Genomic DNA, 19,855 nt, shown 5'->3' with positions numbered 1-19,855 from the left:
GGACTGGGGTGCGAGGTACCGTCGTGATCAAGGTGTTGCTGGCCGAGGACATGCACATGGTCCGCGGCGCCCTGGTCGCCCTGCTGAACCTGGAGTCCGACATCGAGGTGGTCGCCGAGGTCTCCACCGGCGACCAGATCCTGCCCGCAGCCAAGGCGGCCCAGCCCGACGTGGCGGTCATCGACATCGACCTGCCGGGCAAGGACGGGCTGTCGGCCGCGGTGGAGATCCACGAGAGCCTCCCCGACGTCCACACGCTGATCCTGACCAGCCTCGGCCGGCCGGGCACGGTCCGCCGTGCGCTGGACGCGAAGGTGAACGGCTTCCTGCTCAAGGACTCGCCGTCGGACAAGCTGGCGAACGCGGTCCGCTCGGTCGCGATCGGCCGCCGCGTCATCGACAGCGAGCTGGCGCTGGCCGCCTGGGAGACCGACGACTGCCCGCTCACCCCGCGCGAGATCGAGATCCTGTCCCTGGCCGCGCGCGGGCGCAACGTCGCCGACATCGCGGCGGAGCTGTTCCTGTCGGCCGGCACGGTCCGCAACTACCTGGCCGCGGTGGTCACGAAGCTCAACGCCCGCAACCGGGTCCACGCGATCCGCATCGCCACGGAAGCGGAATGGCTGTAACCCCACGCGGGTGAACCCTGGTCCAACCCTCCAGCACGCGAGTCGTCCATCCAGGCACGCGAGCCGTCCATTCAGGTACGTGGGAAGCCACGATTCGCCCGTCCCGCCAAGAAAATCCCGCGCCCCGGCCCGCCGGAAAGCGCTTACGCCGTCAGCTCGTCCCGGGTCCGCCGCCCCTGCACGCCGCCACACCCCACGGGCACGGCCGCGAGCAGCCGGTGCGTCCCGCCCGCGCCCACCTCCGTCGCCAGCGTCCCGCCCAGGGATTCGACGCGATCGACGAGGTTCCGCAGCCCCGAACCGGACTCCGCGCCGCCGCCACCCGCGCCGCCCGCGCCGTCGTTGACGATCTCCAGCCAGGCCGTCCCGTCCTCCTTGCTCACCGAGAACGCGCACCAGCTCGCGGTGCTGTGCCGCACCACGTTCGTCACCCCTTCGCGCAGCACCGCCGCCAGCGCGGTCGCCACCTCCGGTGGCAGGTCCCCGGTGCCGGACCGGGCCACCGTCACCCGGGTCCCGGCCGCGCTCAGCACCGCCGCCGCGGCCCGGCACTCGTCGTCCAGCGACAACTCGCGGTAGCCCGCCGCGACCGTGCGGACGTCGGCCAGCGCGCGCCGCGACATCGTCAGCAGCTCGGCCAGCTCCTCCTTGGCGCGCCCCGGCTGGCCGATCACCAACCGGTCGACGAGTTCACCCTTGAGGGTGATCGCCGACAGGCTGAGACCGAGCAGGTCGTGGACGTCGCGGGAGAACCGCTTGCGTTCCTCGGCGATCGCGCTCCGCTTCAGCTCGCGCCGCTCCTCCTCGCGCTCGGCGACCAGCCGCACCGCCGCGCCCGCCCCGAACAGCACCAGCGCCGCGACCCCGGCTGAGACCACGGCCGCGAACCCGGCGTCCGCCGAAGCGGTCCCCCGTGCGGTGACGAGCCCCGCCGCGACGCACACGAGACCGGCCGCGGGCAGCGCCCTGGCCGGCCGGAGCGCCAGCAGCAAACCCCCGGCGAGGAACCCGCTCGCGGTGCTCCACAAGGCGCCCAGCTGCAACATCGGCACGTACCCCAGCAGCGCCTGCACGCCCAGGACCAGGCCGGGACGGCGGACGCGGCCGTGCGCGAACGCGGTCAGGTGCACCCCCGCCAGCGCCCCGGCACAGGCCAGCGCGAGCAGCCACGAGACCCAGGACTGCCGTTCGGCCAGCACGGGAAAGGAAGCCATGAGCGCGACCGCGGCGGCGGCCGCCACCGGGCCGGCCGCGACGAGCGCGCGGAAGTCCGGCTGCCCGGCCTCACCCGCCGGCGCGACCCGTACCCGGAATCTTCCGCGGATCCGTACCGGATATGCCACGGCGCCTCCCACCTCACCCTGCACCCCAGTGCGTCAAAGGTAACAGGGCGAATGGTTTCCGGTAGCCGCGTCATCCGGTCAGCCGGTCACGGCCGGCCGGGGAAGTCGAGCACGCACTCGCCGACGCTGACCTCCGCCGGCCACTCCAGCTTCAGCGAGCGGTCCACCCGGTCGCCCGCGTCGACCGGCACGGCGTGCGCGGCGAGTCCCATCGCCTTCGCCGCGAGGTAGAGCACCTGCTGCAGGGCGCCGACGTGCACCAGCGTCGTCGCGTACGCGGCGCTGCCGAGCACCCACGCGATCCGCGACATCCGCGCGGTCATCGTCAGCAGCACCGACGGCCGGCGGTGGCTGCCGGCCCCGACCATCGCCAGGTCGAGCATGCCGTCGAGGACGCCGAGGTCGTCGTTGATCAGCGTGAGCGTGTGCCACAGCGGGTCGTAGTGGTAGATCCCCCGCGCGAGGTCGCCGCAGCGGTTGATCCCGACGTAGATCTCGAGCTCGTACAGGCACGCGACGCTGAAGTACGGCCGCTGGGACGCCTCGTGGCCGGGCCCGCCGGGCAGGTACGCCGGCCCGATGGACCGCACCCGCGCGGCGCGGAAGAGGAACTCCCCGACCTGCTCGGCGGACAACGCGCGTTCGGTGACCTCGGGGCACGAGTGGTCGTGTTCGAGCAGCGTGGCCAGCGTCGGATCGGTCGCCTTGAGCACCTCGGGGTCGGGCCGGTGCAACGGGAAGGTCGGGCCGGCGGTGATCTGCTTGACCACCGGCGGCTCGGCGCCCGCCCGGTGCGCCTCCGGGTCCGGCGGCGCGCCCTTCAGCCACGTCCGGCTGCGGGCGTGGAACATCAGGTCGTCGGGCGACCAGACGGCCAGGTCCGTGTCGGTGTCCTCGGCGAACTCGGCCCAGTCGTCGGCCAGCAGCACGACGCCCGCGGCCACCAGGAACGCGACGACGTCGGCCACGACCGGCTCGGCCAGCCCCGAGTTCTCGGCGACCTGCGCGACGGTGACCGGCCCGGCCAGCGACGACGCCACGGTCACGGCCGGCGGCCGCAGCAGCGCGACGCGGTACCGGGCGCGGGGCGACTCCAGCAGCAGCCCACCGCTTTCCGGGCGCAGCGCCGAGTACCGCGACAGCTTGATCAGCCGCCCGGCGGGCACCGGATCGGCCGGGAAGACCGGGGCCTGGGTCACCGGGATGGCCGAGAGCAGGGGGCCGCGGCCGTCGTTGAGCGCCAGGGAGTGCACGACCGAGCCGGACAGCTGGGCGAGGACCTTGCGCAGCGTCACCGCCCCGCCCTCGGCGGCGACACCCGCCGACGTCGCGAGGTTGCCCATCGAGACCGGGCCGAGCGCCATCCGGCCCAGCGACTCGCGAACCGGGCGGGGGACCCCGACCAGTTCGTACTCGCCCCACCAGGTGATCGCGACGAGCGTGTCGTCGTCCCCCGCCTCCAGCAAGGTGTCTTCGGTGAGGGACCAGAGCCGGACGGTCTCCGGGATCCCGTCCGGGGGGTATGCAGGCACGGCCAACTCCTCATGCGCGAGGCGAACACTGAGCGCCCGCGAAGGCTCTCAAAGGAACATCGGGAACGGGTTGAGCCGCTCGTACGGGGTCGGCGCGTCGAGCCGGCCCAGCCGGACCGGGACGTCGAAGAGCCGGCCCGGCGCGAACCGGGCCCAGAACGGGCGGATCCCCGGCGCGAGGACCTTGACCACCGGGATCCCGACGTCCGGGCGCGTCTGGTCGAGCACCAGCAGCTCCAGGCCGGCACGGTCGAACACCCGGCCCAGCGCCTCGACGTCGTCGCGGACGTCGGCCCGGTTGACGAACGGGAAGTCCGCGGCCGTCCGCATCCGCTCGCCCGCCACGGGCCGCAGGTACGGCTGGTTCGCGACGGTGGCGTAGGCGAGCCAGCGCCGCGCGTCCGGGTCGTCGATTTCGTGGCCCGCGGACTGCACGACGGGCAGCATCTGGTTGAGCTCGGTCACCGCGCGGCGCACCGCGATCCGCGGGTCGAGGTGGGCGCCGAAGCCCAGCACGATGTCCTCGTGCGCGCCGCCGATCCGCCGGGAAAGCGCGACGGTCACCGGGATCCCGAGGTCGGACGTGACGTCGAGGACCCACATCTCGCGGCCGATCCCCGCGTAACCGGCGATCATCTCGTCCAGCCACGGGTCGCCGAAGGACGCGAGGTCGACGCCCGGCACCGGCGTGCGGTTGTACCACCACAGCGCCACGGCGTCGCGTTCGACGAGCTCCAGCGTGCCCTGCAGGATCGCGTCCTCCAGGCTGCTGCCCGCCGCGGCGCCGTTCGAGTCGGCCCGCACCCCGCGCGCCGCGCTTTCCCGCGGGGTCCCGTAGTACAGGTAGGACGTCGGCAGCAGGCGGCGGCGCCCGGACAGCGACCACACCGGCGTCCAGTCGGTGCGGGCGGTCGGGTCGAACGGCGCGCCGACCCGCTGGAACTCCGCGTGCTCGGGGTTCCAGGTCGCGCGCTCGGCGTACTGCCGGTCGGCGAAGAGCATGCACGCGTTGGGGTGCACGGCTTCCTCGCCCAGTTCTTCGTAGGAGCCGCGGATGCGCAGCTCGTCGCCCTGGAAGTTGCCGGAGAACCGTTCGGCGGCCTCGCAGAGCGCGCCGACCTCGGCGTCGAGCGGGCTGACCCCCTTGCCGCCGTTCTCGCAGCGCAGTCCGGCGCGCAACGCGGCCATCGCGGTGACCCCGCGGGCGATGTTCGGCCCCGAGCGGTACGCGTTGGCGAACGCGGGCGCGTCCGTGTCCCGCTGGATCTCCTTGACGATCCCGGTGACCGGGCTGACCAGGTGCCGGTGCCGCTCGAGCATCTGCGCCGGCGTCGCCGTCCGGTGCCCGCCGCCCCCGGTGGTCGCCTTCTTCGCCGCCCGCAGCTCGACCGGGCGCACCGAGCGCCACGACAGCTGCCAGGGATCGCCGCAGCAGCGGCACTGCGGACGCCGGCGCAGCTCGTGCAGCCGTCCTTGGAGGTCGAGTGAGTCCAGGGTCCACACGCACCGCTGGCCGTGGTGGCGGTACCCGGCCACCCACTTGGCCGCCTCCAGCGCGACGAGGTGCGCCGCGGCCGCGGTCAGCGGCGGCAGCGCCGGCATCGGGCGGCGCGCCGGGCCGGCGTGGCCCAGCTCCTCCTGCACGCACGCCTCGGCGTGCCGGTGGCCCCACAGCCGGTGGGTCAGGCAGTGCCAGCACGCCCCGTCGGGCTGCAGCACCGGGCCGATCCACACCTGGGCCCCGGACGGGCGCGCCAGCAGCCACGGCCGCCCGGCCCGCCGGTGCTCGGCGTCGATCCCGGCCAGCCGCGGATCGAGGTAGTCGGCGCACAGCACGACCGACAGGTCGGCGGTGCCGGTGTCCGTGCGAACCACCTCGAGCCCGGCGCCGGCCAGTGCCCGCTCGACGGCACCGGTGTCGACGCCGTCCGCGGTGTCCCCGACCGCGGTCAGCCGCACGGTGCCCCGCCGCGCGGCGACGACGTCCGCGTCGACCCCGCACGCGTCCCAGTAGGCCAGCGCGCGTTCGTCGCCCGGCCGGTCTTCGGTGCCGGGGCTGCGCAACGTCACCAGCCCGGCGTCGACGAGCTGGGCCAGCAGCGCGGCGACCTCCTCCGGCGCCATCCCGCCGGGCCGGTCGCGCAGCAGCCGGTCGAGGTCGTGGGTCCCGTCCAGCAACGCCGCCAGCGACTCGATCTTCGGCCCGCGCATCGCGATCACGCCCTGTTCGGAGAACAGGTACGCGCCCTTGCCCTCCCGGACCTCCGCCCGCAGGTGCCGCCGGAACGCCGGGGCGCGCGCGGGCACCGGAACCTCCGTGACACCGCCGCCGTGCGCGTCCACCGCTGTCGTGCGCATGGGCCCCTCCTGCCGCTCGTCCGGCTTCGCGGGACGAGACCAGAATGGTGCTCCCCAGGAGGTCTACTCAGCCAGTGCCGAGCACACGGGCAAGTCATGCGAAACGCATGTTTGGACGTGGAAAACACATGGGGCACCGATGCGTCGCTCACTGGCCGCGCACCACGGGGAACCGTCACCGTGGACAGCGACACCCGTGGCGGCACGGCGCGTCGAGGGGCACCGTAACGGAGCTCGCGGTCCCGCGCGAACTTCCGCCGGCGCCCGGTCTGGCACCCCGAGACAAGTGAGGACCCGAGTATGCCTACCTCTGCTCGCACCTACGGACAGTTCTGCGGCCTAGCCCGGGCGCTCGAGATCGTCGGCGAACGGTGGTCGCTCCTGGTGGTGCGCGACCTCATGCTCGGCCCGAAGCGGTTCACCGATCTGCAGCGCACCCTGCCGCGGATCCCGGTGAGCATCCTGACTTCGCGTCTCAACGAGCTCGAGGAGACCGGCGTGATCCGCCGCCGCGTCATGTCTCAGCTGGACGCCGGCGTCGTCTACGAGCTCACCGAGTACGGCTGCGAGCTCGACCACATCGTGCTGGACCTCGGTCTGTGGGGCGCCCGCGCGCTGACCTACCCGAAGCCGGACGAGGTCTTCACCCTCGACACCGCGATCATCTCGCTCTACGCGACCTTTCAGGAGGAAGCCGCGGCGGGCGTGCACGTCAACTACGAGCTGCACCACCTCGGCGGCGAGATGATCGTGCACGCCATGGTCGACGACGGTGCGCTCAAGGCCTCCAGCGGCGCGCTGCCCGCCGCGGACCTGGTGATCGAGCCGCAGGGCGCGGCGATCCTCGACCTGCTCAACGGCAAGCTCTCCGCGCAGGACGCCCTTTCCAGCGGCAAGGTCCGCGTCGAGGGCGACCCGGCGCACCTCGACCTGTTCACCCGGCTGTTCCACGTCCCCCCGGCACCCGAGCGCCCGACCGGGCTCACCGTCGGCTGACCCGTCCGGCCGCCCGGCGCCGCGCAATCCGCCGGGCGTCGCAACTTTCCTTGCGGGATCAGCAATCCGGAGTAACGAAAGCTGCGTCCGCAACCGCTATCGTCGACGCACATCGTCGTCTTCGTGAACTGGGGTCCGCATGTCGACGTCCGAACTCGCCCGACCGGCCGGCTTCCTCGGCCCGCTCAACAGCCGCTGGCACCACCGCGCGCTCGCGGTGTTCATGGTGATCGTGATCGGGCACTGGGCCGAGCACATCGTGCAGGCGTTCCAGATCTACGCGCTCGGCTGGCCCACCTCGAAGGCGCGCGGCGTGCTCGGGGTGCCGTTCCCGGCCCTGATCAGCTCCGAGTGGCTGCACTACGGCTACGCGCTCGTGATGCTGGTGTTCCTGTGGATCCTGCGCCACGGCTTCGCCGGCCGGTCGCGGCAGTGGTGGAACCTCGCGCTGGCCATCCAGTTCTGGCACCACATCGAGCACCTGCTGCTGTTCATCCAGGCGCAGAGCGGTTGGCGGCTGGCCGGGCAGAAGGTGCCCACCAGCATCATCCAGCTGCTCGTGCCCCGGGTCGAGCTGCACCTGTTCTACAACACGATCGTCACCATCCCGATGATCGTCGCGGTCGTGCTGCACCGGCGCGCGTCGGCGGCCGAGCACGAGCTGACCGGCTGCGTCTGCGGGCTGCCCAAGCCCGCCCTCGCCGCGTCGTGAGCGGCCGGGCCGCGCGGCGGGCACTGGCCCTGCTGGCCTTCCTGGCCGGCTGGCTGGTGCTCACCGCCGCCCCGGCGTCGGCGCACGTCGAGATCGTCTCGTCCACCCCGGGCGACGGCTCGCGGCTGACCGCTTCGCCCGCCCAGGTGTCGGTGACGCTGTCGGAGAACGTCGGCATCCAGCCCGGCTCGCTCAAGGTCGTCGACACCCAGGGCACCGCCGTCGACACCGGCCCGGTCTTCCAGCCCGGCGACGTCGCCGAGGAGGTGGCCGTCCGGCTGCGGCCGGACCTGCCCGACGGCAGCTACCTCGTCGAGTACGCGTTCGTCTCGTCCGACTCCCACCCGGTGCGCGGCACGTTCGCCTTCGTCGTCGGGGCCGGCCCGCTGATCACGTCGGCGGGCGCGGTCGCCGCGGCGACGGGCACGGACCCGGTGGTCGACGTCGTCTCCACGGTGGTCCGCTGGCTGTCCTTCGCCGGCGTCGTCCTGCTCGGCGGCCTGGTGTTCCTGCTGACCTGCCACCCGGCCGGGCGCGCCGACCCGCGGGCGCGGCGGCTGCTGCGCGCGGGCGTCCGGCTGACGGCGGCCACGGCGATCGCGACGTTCCTGCTGCAGGGCCCGTACGCGGCCGGCCGCGGCCTCGGCGCGCTCCTGGACACCGGCCTGCTGGGCGACACGCTCCGGCTGTCCTACGGCAAGCTGCTGCTGGTCCGGCTGGTCGCGGCCGGGGTGCTGGCCTGGGTGCTGCCGCGCGTGCTGACGGCCCCGGCGGCTTCGGCCCGCCGCGGCCGGCTGGAGAACCTCGCGATGATCACGGGGTTCGCGGTGCTGCTGAGCTTCTCGGCGAGCGGCCACCCGGTGACGGACCGGGTGATGTACTTCTCGGTGGCCGCCGACCTCGTCCACTGGGGCGCGATCGCGGTGTGGGCGGGTGGGCTGGTGCAGCTGACGCTCTGCCTGGTCCGCCGGACCCCGGACCTGGGCCCGGTGGTGACCGGCTTCTCGCGGCTCGCGATGAACTGCGTGGCGCTGATCGCGATCAGCGGCGGGGTGCTGGCGCTGCGGATCGTCCCGTCGGTGTCCGCCCTGTGGACGACGACGTACGGGCTCCTGCTGCTGGGCAAGATCGCGGGGTTCGCGGTGCTGCTCCTCGTGGCGAACGTGGCCCGCCGGGCGGTGCTCAAGGGCGTGGCGGGCGGCGGCGAGGGCGGCACGGCGGTGCTGACGACGGAGCTGCGCAGGCTGCGGCTGGCCGTGACGACGGAGGTGGCGCTGGCCTCGGTGGTCCTGGCTCTGGCGGCGGTGCTGTCGGCCACCCCACCGGGCGGCTGAGCGGGCCAGTGAAGGGCCCTTTCGGCAGGTCAGAACCCGGGTGCGCGCGGCGGGCTGAACGGGCCCCAGCTGAAGGCGGGCAGCCACGGCCCCGGCGCCGCGGTCCACTCCAGCCCCGCCAGCTGCCCCAGCGACCGCCGTCCGGCCAGCGCCCGGTACAGCTCGTGCGCCGGAGCCGTCACCGTCGCCGTGGGGCGGCCCGCCCCCGCCGTCCACTCGGAGCCGCCCGTCGTGCGCACCCGCAGGGCCGGCAGCCCGCGCCCCGCCACCGAGCCCGAAAAGCCGCGGACCAGCACCTCGAAGCTCGGCGCCCAGGCCGCGTGCTCGACCGGCGGGGGCACGCCGAGCGCCGCGCGCAGGTCCAGCTCGTGGGTGTAGGCGTCCATCACCATGATCTCGCCGCTGCGCCCGCCCGCCTCCGCGAGGCGCCGGTCCAGGTCCTCGCCGACGTCGTCCCAGTGGTCGAGCAGCGCCGGGATCGACGGCGGCGGCGACGGCGGGACCGTGCCGCCGTGGCGCTCGAGCACGCGCGCCGCGATGCCGGCGAGGTGACCCAGCAGGTCGGCGACGGTCCACTCCGGACACGCCGGCACCGGGCGCCGGTGGACGTCGGCGCGGGACTCCAGCAGCGCCCGCACGCCGCGCCGCACCTCCGGGTAGCCCACGAAGTCCGGGGCCGGCCGACTCGCTGTCACGCGTCCCACCTCACCTGGCACGATCGGGGCTTCCGGCCCAGTATGCCCAGGTGACGGCCCCGGCGGTTCTCCCCGCGTGCCGACACCGACGACTCCGGGAGGTAGTGATCTTGACCACCTTGTGGTCCACGTCGGCGCAGTGGCAGCTGCTGCCGCCGGTCCTGCTCGCGCTCGTGCTGAGCGTCGCCATCGGGCTCGAACGCGAAGCCGGCATGAAGGCCGCCGGGCTGCGGACGCACGGCCTGGTCGGCGTCGGCTCGGCCGTGTTCATGCTCGTGTCGAAGTACGGCTTCGCCGACCTGCTGAACAGCGACCACGTCTCGCTCGACCCCTCGCGGATCGCCGCGCAGATCGTGTCCGGCATCGGCTTCATCGGCGGCGGCCTGATCTTCGTCCGCCGCGACGCGGTCCGCGGCCTGACGACGGCGGCGACGATCTGGCTCACCGCCGCGGTCGGCACGGCGTGCGGCGCCGGGCTGCCGGTGCTCGCCGTGGGCACGACGATCGCGCACTTCGTGGTGACCCGCGGCTTCCCGCCGCTGCAGCGCTTCGTCGCGCGCCACCGCCGTCAGCCGCCGATCGTGCAGCTGAGCTACCTCGACGGCCACGGCGTGCTGCGCGCGGCGCTCGCCGTCTGCACCGGGCGGGGCTGGAGCGTGCACAAGGTCGACGTCGACCACGAGTCGCTTTCCGAGGAAGGGCAACGGATCGCGGTCGTGACGCTGCGCCTCGACGGCCGCGGTGATCTCTACGACCTCGCCGCCGAACTCGCCGAACTGCCGGGTGTGCGGAGCACGTCCACCGGTCCCGGGGAACCGCTCGACGAATGATCGCCCGCCCGGGCAGCGCGCGGGGGCGGGTTTGCGGCACACTGGGGTGCACACGGAATTCCCCGGTACCGCAAGGAAAACGTGCGGCCGAGGAGAAACCATCCAATTCGGAGGTGAGGCATGGCCCCCGGCGGTGGCGAGGACGCGGAGCACGCGTTGCCCGGATTCGACCTGGCGTGGCGCGGTTTCCACCGCAAGCAGGTCGCGGAATACGTCGCGTGGGCCGAGGCCGAAATGCGCAGACTCACCGAGGAACGCGACTCCGCGCGGCACCGCGTCGGCGCGCTCGCCGAGGACAACCGTGAGCTCCGGGTGAAGATCGACCGGATCAGCCGCACCCCGATCGAGCCGGACGCGCTGCAGGAGCGCTCGCGCCGGATGATCGAGCTGACCCGCGAGGAAGCGACCGAAATCACCGCGCGGGCAACGGAAACGGCCGACCGCACCCGGCGCGAAGCCGAGCAGGAGGCCATCCGCCTCACGGAGAAGGAACGCCGGCTGGTCGCCGAAGCCGAGGCCGAGGCCGAACGGCGGCGCACCGAGCACGAGGAGCTCCTGCGCGCGGCCGAGCAGCGGCGCCGCGAGCTCGACGAGGCCGCCGCGCACCGCCGGGCCCAGCAGGAAGAGGATCACACCCGCGCGATGACGATCCGCCGCGCCACGGCCATGCGCGAGCTGGCCGAGCAGGAAGCGGAGGCCCGCGCCAAGGCGAAGAAGCTGGTCACCGAGGCGACCCGGCGCGCCGAGGACCTGGTGACGAGCGGGCAGCGCAAGCTCGCGGCCGCCGACGCCCAGGCCGCGAACGCGGTCACCGAAGCCGCGAAACGCAGCGAAACGCTGGTCACGACGGCGGAAGCGAAGGCCGCGAAGCTGGTCAGCACCGCCGAGGGCGCGGCCGAGGAGCAGGTCGCAGCCGCCGACGCCCAGGCGAAAAAGCTGGTCGCCACCGCGAAAGCCCAGTCCGAGAACCTCGTCACGACCGCCGAGACCAAGGCGAAGAAGCTGGTGACGGGAGCCGAGCGGAAGGTCGCGGCCGCCGACGCCCAGGCCAAGAAGCTCGTCGCCACCGCCGAAGCCGAGTCCGAACGCCTCGTGGCCGAAGCGACCCGCCACGGCGAATCCCTGGTCGAAGCCGCCCAGCGCGAGGTCACCGCCCTCACCGAGGTCCGCGACAAGCTCCACGCGAACCTCACCGGCTGCCGTTCCCTCTTGGCCGACGCGGCCGTCGCTCTCGACGACCGGCCCGCGCCGTTCGATCCCGAGGCGACCCTGCCGATGTCGAAGAGAGTCCCCGTCCAGCGGCGCTCCCCGGCGGACCTCACCGACGCAGTCGGCTGACGCCCTTGCCCGCCGGCCGGGCGGCCCCATGACCTCACGCTGGTCGCAGCACTGCCCGCCACCCCAAGCACGATCGACCCCACCGGCTGACCCCTTGCCCACCGGCCGGGCAGACCCCATGATCAGCACGTGAGGCGAACGAAGACCGCGCTGGTCGCAGCACTGCCGAGCGCGCCGAGTGCGTTCGACCTCACCGGCACCGCTGTCCGGCCACCGACCCCGGCCGACCCCCGCGAAACCTCGGAAATCCTCCCTTGAGCTGGACTCTCCGGCGGCTGTCCGCGCTGGTCGCGGCGGTCGTCACGCTCGCCGCGTCGACCACGCTGGCCAACCGCGTGCTGCCCGGCTGGGCGTACCCCGTCTGCGGCCTGGTCGCCGCGCTGGTCCTGGTGGGCCTCGGGCGGTTCGCCGGGTGCACGTGGACCGACCTGGGGCTGAGCCGGCTCCGGCGGCCAGCGCTCGCCGGCCTCGCCGGCGCCGGGCTGGTCGCGGTCGTGTTCGGGATCGCGCTGGCCGTGCCGGCGCTGCGCACCGTGTACCAGGACGGCCGCGTCGGCGACCCGGACCTGGGGCAGCTGCTGTGGCTGACCTGCGGACGGATCCTGTTCGGCACGGTGCTCATCGAGGAGGTCGCGTTCCGCGGCGTGCTCCCGGGTCTGTTCGGCGCGACGGACGACCGGTGGCGCTGGCCGCCGATCCTGTGGTCCGCGGCCCTGTTCGGGCTCTGGCACGCGCTCCCGGCGCTCGCGATCGGCCGCAACGCCGCCGTGCACGCCGTGTTCGGCTCGACGCCCGTGGTGGTGCTGCAGGTGCTGGCGATGGCCGCGGCGGGCGTCGCCGGGATCTTCCTGCACTGGTGGCGCCACCTCGGCCGCGGCGTGCTCGCGTCGGTGATCGTGCACTTCACGACGAACGCCGGCGGCCTCACGCTGGCCGTGCTGGTGCGCTAGGACCGCACCAAGCGCGCGATCGCGTCCGACGCCTCACGGACCTTCAGGTCGGCTTCCTCGCCACCGGCCGCGGCCGCCTGGACGACGCAGGTCGCCAGGTGCTCGTCGAGCAGTTCGAGCGAGAACGACTGCAGTGCCTTCGTCGCCGCGGAGACCTGCGTCAGGATGTCGATGCAGTACTTGTCCTGCTCGACCATGCGCTGCAGCCCGCGGATCTGCCCTTCGATCCGGCGCAGGCGCTTGAGATAGGCCTCCCGCTCAGTGCCGTAACCCGTCATCGCGCACCTGTCCCCGTCGTCGGCGTCCCTCTGCTTCGAGTATACCCACCGGGCGTATGAGCGCGGGGTTCAGCGAAACCGGCGCAAGCGGAGGCTGTTGCTCACCACGAAGGCCGACGAGCACGCCATCGCCGCGCCCGCGATCATCGGGTTGAGCAGGCCGAGCGCCGCCAGTGGCAGCGCCGCGACGTTGTAGGCGAACGCCCAGAACAGGTTGCCCTTGATCGTGGCGAGGGTGCGGCGGGCCAGGCGGATCGCGTCGGCGGCGACGCGCAGGTCACCGCGCACCAACGTCAGGTCGCTCGCCTCGATGGCCGCGTCGGTGCCGGTACCCATGGCCAGGCCCAGGTCGGCCTGGGCGAGCGCGGCCGCGTCGTTGACGCCGTCGCCGACCATCGCGACCACGCGGCCCTCGGCCTGCAGCCGCTTGACGACGTCGACCTTGCCCTCGGGCAGCACCTCGGCGACGACCTGGTCGATCCCGGCCTCGGCGGCGATCGCCCGGGCCGCGCCCGCGTTGTCGCCGGTCAGCAGGATCGGTGTCAGGCCGAGTTCGCGCAGCTCGGCGACGGCCTGCGCGGACGTCGGCTTGATCGTGTCGGCGACGACCAGGTGCCCGCGGACCTCGCCGTCCCAGGTCACGCCGATGGCGCCGTCGGCCCGCCCGACGCTGACCGCGCGTCCTTCGACCACGCCGCTCACGCCGACGCCCGGGGTGCTGCGGAACTCCGTGACGGCGGGGAGCGCGCCGAAGCGCTGCCTCGCCGCGTCCGCGATCGCCCGGCCGATCGGGTGCTCGGACCCGGCCTCGACGGCGCCCGCCAGCCGGAGCGGCTCGCCGTCGCCCTCGACCAGCGTCATCCGGCCGGTGGTGACGGTGCCGGTCTTGTCCAGGACGACGGTGTCGACGCGGCGCGTGTTCTCGAGCACCTCGGGACCCTTGATGAGGATGCCCAGCTGGGCACCGCGGCCGGTGCCGACCAGCAGCGCCGTCGGCGTCGCGAGGCCGAGCGCGCACGGGCAGGCGATGATCAGCACGGCGACGGCCGCGGTGAACGCGTCTTCGGGCACTCCGCCGGTCGCGAGCCAGACGACGAGCGTGGCCAGCGCGGCAAAGACGACGGCCGGCACGAACACCGCCGACACCCGGTCGGCGAGCCGCTGGACCTCGGCCTTGCCGTTCTGCGCGGCTTCGACGAGCCGGGCCATCTGCGCCAGCCGGGTGTCCTCCCCGACGCGCGTGGCACGCACGAACAGCCGCCCGCCGACGTTGACGGTGGCACCGGTGACCGCGTCCCCCGGCCCGACCTCGACCGGCACCGGTTCCCCGGTGAGCATGCTGGTGTCGACCGCGGAGCCGCCTTCGGTGACCACGCCGTCGGTGGCGATCTTCTCGCCGGGCCGGGCGACGAAGACGTCGCCTTCGCGGAGGTCTCGGATCGGGATCAGTCGCTCTTCACCGCCGCGAAGCACCGTGACGTCCTTCGCGCCGAGATCCATGAGCGCGCGGAGGGCGGCGCCGGCGCGGCGCTTGGAGCGGGCCTCGAAGTAGCGGCCGGCCAGGATGAACGTGGTGACCGCCGCGGCGACCTCGAGGTACAGGCTCTCGCCGGTCATCCCGTGGCGCATGCCGACCTCGCCGGCCATGCCGAAGAAGAGCGCGTAGAGCGACCAGGCCACCGAAGCGACGACGCCGAGCGAGATCAGCGTGTCCATCGTGGCGGTGACGTGGCGCAGGTTGACCGCGGCGGCGCGGTGGAACGGCCACGCGCCCCACGTCACGACCGGGGCGGCGAGGACCAGCGAGACCCACTGCCAGTAGTCGAACTGCCAGGCCGGGACCATCGCGAGCACGACCAGGGGGACGGTGAGCACCGCCGACAGGAGCAAACGCTTGCGCAGCGTGGGCGTCTCGTCGGGCTCTTCGGGCTCGGGGAGCCGCGCGGAGTACCCGGCGGCCGCGACGACGGCCGTCAGGTCGCCGATCGTCAGGTTGTCCGGGTAGCTGACCTGGGCTTTTTCGGTGGCGTAGTTGACGGTCGCCGTTACGCCGTCGACCTTGTTGAGCTTGCGCTCGACGCGGGCGGCGCAGGACGCGCACGTCATGCCGCCGATGGCGAGCTCGACGCTGGCTGCGGACTGCGCGGTGGTCATGGCGATCAGGCCACCACGCGGTAGCCGGCCTCGGTGACGGCCGCGGCGACGGCGTCGGCGGCCAGCGGGGTGTCGCTGGTCACGGTGACGCGTCCGCTCTCGACGTCGACGTCCACGCTCTGGACGCCGGCGAGTTCGGAGACCTCTTCACGGACCGACGTGGCGCAGTGTCCGCAGGTCATGCCCTCGACGGTGTAGCTCGCTTCGGTCATCGGCAGCTCCTCTCGTTCCCCTTCCTTTATACCCATCGGGGGTAGGGGTTCACTCGTGACCCCCGTCAGACTTGCGCCATGCGCAAGCTCTACGCGATCGGGATCGGTGCCGGTGACCCGGAGCACCTGACGGTGCAGGCGATCGACCGCCTCAACCGCGTCGACGTCTTCTTCGTGCTCGACAAGGGTGCGGAGAAGTCGGACCTGGTCCGGTTGCGCCAGGAGATCCTCGACCGGTACGTCACCCGCCCGTACCGCGTGGTGCTCGTCGCGGACCCGCCCCGTGACCGGACGCCCGACGACTACCGGGCGGCGGTCGCGGACTGGCACGCGGCACGGGCGGCGGTCTACGAGCAGTTCCTGCGGTCGGAGCTTTCGCCGGATTCGGCGGGCGCGTTCCTGGTGTGGGGCGACCCGTCGCTGTACGACAGCACGATCGCGTTGATCGAGGCGGTGCTGGCGCGGGGGAACGTGGAGTTCGAGTACGAGGTGATCCCGGGGATCAGCAGTATTTCGGCGCTGGTGGCCCGCCACCGGACGACGATGAACCAGATCGGCCGGTCGGTCCAGCTGACGACGGGCCGCCGGCTGGCATCGGGCTGGCCGTCCGACGTCGACGACGTGTTCGTGCTGCTGGACGCCCACACGACGTTCGACCGCTTCACAGCCGAGGGGCTGCACATCTACTGGGGCGCGTACGTCGGGACGCGCGACGAGATCCTGCTGTCCGGCCCGCTCACGCCGGCGCTCGCGGCTCAGATCCGCACGGTGCGAGCCGAGGCCCGGGAGCGGCACGGCTGGATCATGGACGCGTACCTCTTGCGGCGCCCCGCCGCGTAGCCGCCCGGCTGTTTCCGGGCATGAAGAAAGGCCCCGGGAGAACCGAAGTTCTCGACCGGGGCCTTCCTCACGTAAGTTCGGCGGTGTCCTACTCTCCCACAACCCTTCGGTTGCAGTACCATCGGCGCTATCAGGCTTAGCTTCCGGGTTCGGAATGGGACCGGGCGTTTCCCTGACGCTAAAACCACCGAAACACTACGAAACAACACACACCCCCCAACCAACAGGGGAATCATGTGGTGTTTCAGAACCGTAGAGTGGATGCGTAACACCTTCGTAGACAAGTCCTCGGCCTATTAGTACCAGTCAACTCGACAACACATTACTGTGCTTCCATTTCTGGCCTATCAACCCAATGGTCTATTGGGAGCCTTAACCCACAAAGGGTGGGATACCTCATCTTGGAACAGGCTTCCCGCTTAGATGCCTTCAGCGGTTATCCCTTCCGAACGTGGCCAACCAGCCATGCCCCTGGCGGAACAACTGGCACACCAGAGGTTCGTCCGTCCCGGTCCTCTCGTACTAGGGACAGCCTTCCTCAAGTATCCTACGCGCGCGGCGGATAGGGACCGAACTGTCTCACGACGTTCTAAACCCAGCTCGCGTGCCGCTTTAATGGGCGAACAGCCCAACCCTTGGGACCTACTCCGGCCCCAGGATGCGACGAGCCGACATCGAGGTGCCAAACCATGCCGTCGATATGGACTCTTGGGCAAGATCAGCCTGTTATCCCCGGGGTACCTTTTATCCGTTGAGCGACACCCCTTCCACCAGGAGGTGCCGGATCACTAGTCCCGACTTTCGTCCCTGCTCGACATGTCTGTCTCACAGTCAAGCTCCCTTGTGCACTTGCACTCAACACCTGATTGCCAACCAGGCTGAGGGAACCTTTGGGCGCCTCCGTTACTCTTTAGGAGGCAACCGCCCCAGTTAAACTACCCATCAGGCACTGTCCCTGAACCAGATCATGGCCCGAGGTTCAGATTCCCAATTCGACCAGAGTGGTATTTCAACAACGACTCCACAGTAACTAGCGTCACCGCTTCACAGTCTCCCACCTATCCTACACAAGCCGAACCGAAAACCAATACCAAACTATAGTAAAGGTCCCGGGGTCTTTCCGTCCTGCCGCGCGTAACGAGCATCTTTACTCGTAGTGCAATTTCGCCGGGCCTGTGGTTGAGACAGCCGGAAAGTCGTTACGCCATTCGTGCAGGTCGGAACTTACCCGACAAGGAATTTCGCTACCTTAGGATGGTTATAGTTACCACCGCCGTTTACTGGCGCTTAAATTCTCAGCTTCGCCCCGAAAGGCTAACCGGTCCTCTTAACGTTCCAGCACCGGGCAGGCGTCAGTCCATATACATCGTCTTGCGACTTCGCATGGACCTGTGTTTTTAGTAAACAGTCGCTTTCCGCTGGTCTCTGCGGCCACCCACCCCTAGTCCGTAAAGGACTTCAGAGTGTTTGGCCCCCCTTCTCCCGAAGTTACGGGGGCATTTTGCCGAGTTCCTTAACCACAGTTCACCCGATCGCCTTGGTATTCTCTACCTGACCACCTGTGTTGGTTTGGGGTACGGGCCGTGCATGCACTCACTAGAGGCTTTTCTCGGCAGCATAGGATCACTCTACTTCGCCTCAAACGGCTACGCATCACGTCTCAGCCTCATGGAACACGGATTTGCCTATGTTCCGGCCTACACGCTTACACCAGTACTACCACTCACTGGCGGAGCTACCTTCCTGCGTCACCCCATCGCTTGACTACTACGAAATCAGGTCCCACGCTCCACACACAAACCTCCATCCGAAGACTTCAGCTCATGGCTTTGGGTGGTTAGTATCAAACGCCTCGTCATGGGCGCACATGCTCGGGTACGGGAATATCAACCCGTTGTCCATCGACTACGCCTGTCGGCCTCGCCTTAGGTCCCGACTTACCCTGGGCGGATTAGCCTGGCCCAGGAACCCTTGGTCATCCGGCGGCAGAGTTTCTCACTCTGCATTCGCTACTCATGCCTGCATTCTCACTCCCACACCCTCCACGACTGGCTTCCGCCGCCGCTTCCCTGGATGCAGGACGCTCCCCTACCCATCCACACCACTAGACAAGAGTCTCAAGGACTCAAGCCGATGTATTGTATGAATGACACAGCTTCGGCGGTGTGCTTAAGCCCCGCTACATTGTCGGCGCAGGACCACTTGACCAGTGAGCTATTACGCACTCTTTCAAGGGTGGCTGCTTCTAAGCCAACCTCCTGGTTGTCTGGGCAATCCCACATCCTTTCCCACTGAGCACACACTTAGGGGCCTTAGCTGGTGTTCTGGGCTGTTTCCCTCTCGACGACGAAGCTTATCCCCCGCCGTCTCACTGCCACGCTCTCACACTACGGTATTCGGAGTTTGGTTGATTTCGGTAACCCGGTAAGGCCCCTAGACCATCCAGTAGCTCTACCCCCGCAGTGAAACACGTGACGCTGCACCTAAATGCATTTCGGGGAGAACCAGCTATCACGGAGTTTGATTGGCCTTTCACCCCTACCCACAGCTCATCCCCTCAGTTTTCAACCTAAGTGGGTTCGGGCCTCCACGACGTCTTACCGTCGCTTCACCCTGGCCATGGGTAGATCACTCCGCTTCGGGTCTAGACCACGCGACTACATTCGCCCTATTCAGACTCGCTTTCGCTACGGCTACCCCACACGGGTTAACCTCGCCACGCAGCACTAACTCGCAGGCTCATTCTTCAAAAGGCACGCCATCACCCAACAAGTGAGCTCTGACGGCTTGTAGGCACACGGTTTCAGGTACTCTTTCACTCCCCTCCCGGGGTACTTTTCATCTTTCCCTCACGGTACTCGTCCGCTATCGGTCTTCAGGAAGTATTTAGGCTTACCGGGTGGTCCCGGCAGATTCACAGCAAATTCCACGAGCTCGCTGCTACTCGGGAACACCAAACAAACAACCAACAACATGTTTTCGCGTACGGGGCTCTCACCCACTCCGGCCGTCCATCCCAAGACGTTCCACTAACATGCGCGATCATTCCGAGGACTGTCAGATCCTCGACGCTGGGTCCCACAACACCGCATATACAACGCCTGACAGCTTGACATATACACGGTTTAGCCTCTTCCGCTTTCGCTCGCCACTACTCACGGAATCACTTTTGTTTTCTCTTCCTACGGGTACTGAGATGTTTCACTTCCCCGCGTTCCCTCCACACACCCTATATATTCAGGTGCGGGTAACACCACATCACTGGTGCTGGGTTTCCCCATTCGGAAATCCTCGGATCACAGCTCGGTTGACAGCTCCCCGAGGCTTATCGCAGCCTCCTACGTCCTTCATCGGCTCCTGAAGCCAAGACATCCACCATGTGCCCTTAACAACTTGACCACAAAGATGCTCGCATCCACTCTACAGTTCTCAAACACCACACCAGAAACAACCAACGTTCCAGGGCTGTGTAAGCCCCTGAGGCGTGTTGCCTCAGGACCCAACAGTGTGCTTCGCGAACAATCACCCTCCCAGGCGCCGGCTCCCCGTTCCACGACCATCCGAAGACGATCAGTACTAGGCGAGGCATTGCCAACCAAGAATGACCATAACCAGTAGTTCCACAATTCCTTGAGCAACCATCGCAGAGATGCA

Annotated in this window: 15 protein-coding genes and 2 rRNA genes; 8 read left to right on the top strand and 9 right to left on the bottom strand. The window is 70.0% G+C overall.

Translation table 11 applies throughout. From position 1 onward, the window contains the following. The first annotated feature begins 23 nt into the window (after window positions 1–23). Entirely contained in the window at window positions 24–629 is a 606-nt protein-coding gene (locus AA23TX_RS26190; protein WP_086677117.1) for a response regulator transcription factor, read from the top strand. 143 nt (window positions 630–772) lie between these two features. Here the strand turns inward: AA23TX_RS26190 and AA23TX_RS26185 are convergent, their stop codons facing one another. The 3 genes from AA23TX_RS26185 to AA23TX_RS26175 all read right to left on the bottom strand — a co-directional run bounded on the left by AA23TX_RS26185 (window position 773) and on the right by AA23TX_RS26175 (window position 5,862). Next, on the bottom strand, window positions 773–1,972 hold the full coding sequence (locus AA23TX_RS26185) for a sensor histidine kinase (protein WP_230862708.1): 1,200 nt from the start codon (window positions 1,970–1,972) through the stop codon (window positions 773–775). 86 nt (window positions 1,973–2,058) lie between these two features. After that, window positions 2,059–3,504, bottom strand: a complete 1,446-nt coding sequence (locus AA23TX_RS26180) for a SagB/ThcOx family dehydrogenase (RefSeq protein WP_155545485.1) — start codon at window positions 3,502–3,504, stop codon at window positions 2,059–2,061. A 48-nt stretch (window positions 3,505–3,552) separates the two neighbouring features. Next, window positions 3,553–5,862, bottom strand: a complete 2,310-nt coding sequence (locus tag AA23TX_RS26175) for a TOMM precursor leader peptide-binding protein (protein ID WP_155545484.1) — start codon at window positions 5,860–5,862, stop codon at window positions 3,553–3,555. A 300-nt stretch (window positions 5,863–6,162) separates the two neighbouring features. Here AA23TX_RS26175 and AA23TX_RS26170 point away from each other — a divergent pair, with 300 nt between their 5' ends. The 3 genes from AA23TX_RS26170 (at window position 6,163) to AA23TX_RS26160 (ending at window position 8,904) form a co-directional block, all read left to right on the top strand. Continuing rightward, complete coding sequence (locus AA23TX_RS26170; RefSeq protein ID WP_155545483.1) at window positions 6,163–6,858, top strand: winged helix-turn-helix transcriptional regulator; 696 nt, start codon at window positions 6,163–6,165, stop codon at window positions 6,856–6,858. Window positions 6,859–6,997: 139 nt separating this feature from the next. Then, window positions 6,998–7,570, top strand: coding sequence for a hypothetical protein (locus AA23TX_RS26165; RefSeq protein ID WP_155545482.1), 573 nt, complete (start codon window positions 6,998–7,000; stop codon window positions 7,568–7,570). Further along, window positions 7,567–8,904 carry a copper resistance CopC/CopD family protein gene (locus tag AA23TX_RS26160; RefSeq protein ID WP_155545481.1) on the top strand — a complete coding sequence of 446 codons (1,338 nt, stop codon included), beginning with the start codon at window positions 7,567–7,569 and terminating at the stop codon, window positions 8,902–8,904. Before AA23TX_RS26165 ends, AA23TX_RS26160 begins: the two co-directional genes overlap by 4 nt. Window positions 8,905–8,933: 29 nt before the next feature. On the opposite strand, the gene AA23TX_RS26155 is transcribed toward AA23TX_RS26160, so the two are convergent. Further along, window positions 8,934–9,599 (bottom strand): maleylpyruvate isomerase family mycothiol-dependent enzyme, encoded by a 666-nt coding sequence (locus AA23TX_RS26155; protein WP_155545480.1) that lies wholly within the window; start codon window positions 9,597–9,599, stop codon window positions 8,934–8,936. A gap of 110 nt (window positions 9,600–9,709) precedes the next feature. Between AA23TX_RS26155 and AA23TX_RS26150 the strand changes: the two genes are divergently transcribed. The 3 genes from AA23TX_RS26150 (at window position 9,710) to AA23TX_RS26140 (ending at window position 12,717) form a co-directional block, all read left to right on the top strand. Then, window positions 9,710–10,429 carry an MgtC/SapB family protein gene (locus tag AA23TX_RS26150; RefSeq protein WP_155545479.1) on the top strand — a complete coding sequence of 240 codons (720 nt, stop codon included), beginning with the start codon at window positions 9,710–9,712 and terminating at the stop codon, window positions 10,427–10,429. A 120-nt stretch (window positions 10,430–10,549) separates the two neighbouring features. Next, complete coding sequence (locus AA23TX_RS26145; RefSeq protein WP_155545478.1) at window positions 10,550–11,767, top strand: coiled-coil domain-containing protein; 1,218 nt, start codon at window positions 10,550–10,552, stop codon at window positions 11,765–11,767. 254 nt (window positions 11,768–12,021) lie between these two features. Next, the gene (locus AA23TX_RS26140; protein WP_155545477.1) at window positions 12,022–12,717 is read left to right on the top strand and encodes a CPBP family intramembrane glutamic endopeptidase; all 696 of its coding nucleotides are present in this window, start codon (window positions 12,022–12,024) and stop codon (window positions 12,715–12,717) included. On the opposite strand, the gene AA23TX_RS26135 is transcribed toward AA23TX_RS26140, so the two are convergent. From AA23TX_RS26135 to AA23TX_RS26125, 3 genes are all read right to left on the bottom strand, one after another. Then, on the bottom strand, window positions 12,714–12,995 hold the full coding sequence (locus AA23TX_RS26135; RefSeq protein ID WP_086678475.1) for a metal-sensitive transcriptional regulator: 282 nt from the start codon (window positions 12,993–12,995) through the stop codon (window positions 12,714–12,716). The genes AA23TX_RS26140 and AA23TX_RS26135 overlap by 4 nt on opposite strands. 69 nt (window positions 12,996–13,064) lie before the next feature. After that, window positions 13,065–15,149 carry a heavy metal translocating P-type ATPase gene (locus AA23TX_RS26130; RefSeq protein WP_155545476.1) on the bottom strand — a complete coding sequence of 695 codons (2,085 nt, stop codon included), beginning with the start codon at window positions 15,147–15,149 and terminating at the stop codon, window positions 13,065–13,067. A 5-nt stretch (window positions 15,150–15,154) separates the two neighbouring features. Beyond that, window positions 15,155–15,361 (bottom strand): heavy-metal-associated domain-containing protein, encoded by a 207-nt coding sequence (locus tag AA23TX_RS26125; RefSeq protein ID WP_155545475.1) that lies wholly within the window; start codon window positions 15,359–15,361, stop codon window positions 15,155–15,157. 78 nt (window positions 15,362–15,439) lie between these two features. Here AA23TX_RS26125 and cobF point away from each other — a divergent pair, with 78 nt between their 5' ends. After that, window positions 15,440–16,201: a precorrin-6A synthase (deacetylating) gene (cobF, locus tag AA23TX_RS26120; RefSeq protein WP_155545474.1), complete on the top strand. Its 762-nt coding sequence runs from the start codon at window positions 15,440–15,442 to the stop codon at window positions 16,199–16,201. 75 nt (window positions 16,202–16,276) lie between these two features. On the opposite strand, the gene rrf is transcribed toward cobF, so the two are convergent. After that, window positions 16,277–16,393 (bottom strand): 5S ribosomal RNA (rrf, locus tag AA23TX_RS26115). Window positions 16,394–16,477: 84 nt separating this feature from the next. Continuing rightward, window positions 16,478–19,600 (bottom strand): 23S ribosomal RNA (locus AA23TX_RS26110). Window positions 19,601–19,855 lie beyond the last annotated feature (255 nt).

Source organism: Amycolatopsis camponoti (genome assembly GCF_902497555.1).
In the GTDB taxonomy this organism is placed as follows: domain Bacteria; phylum Actinomycetota; class Actinomycetes; order Mycobacteriales; family Pseudonocardiaceae; genus Amycolatopsis; species Amycolatopsis camponoti.
The sequence above is the reverse complement of the archived record's forward strand: the minus strand, read 5'-3'. Positions and strand labels throughout refer to the sequence as shown.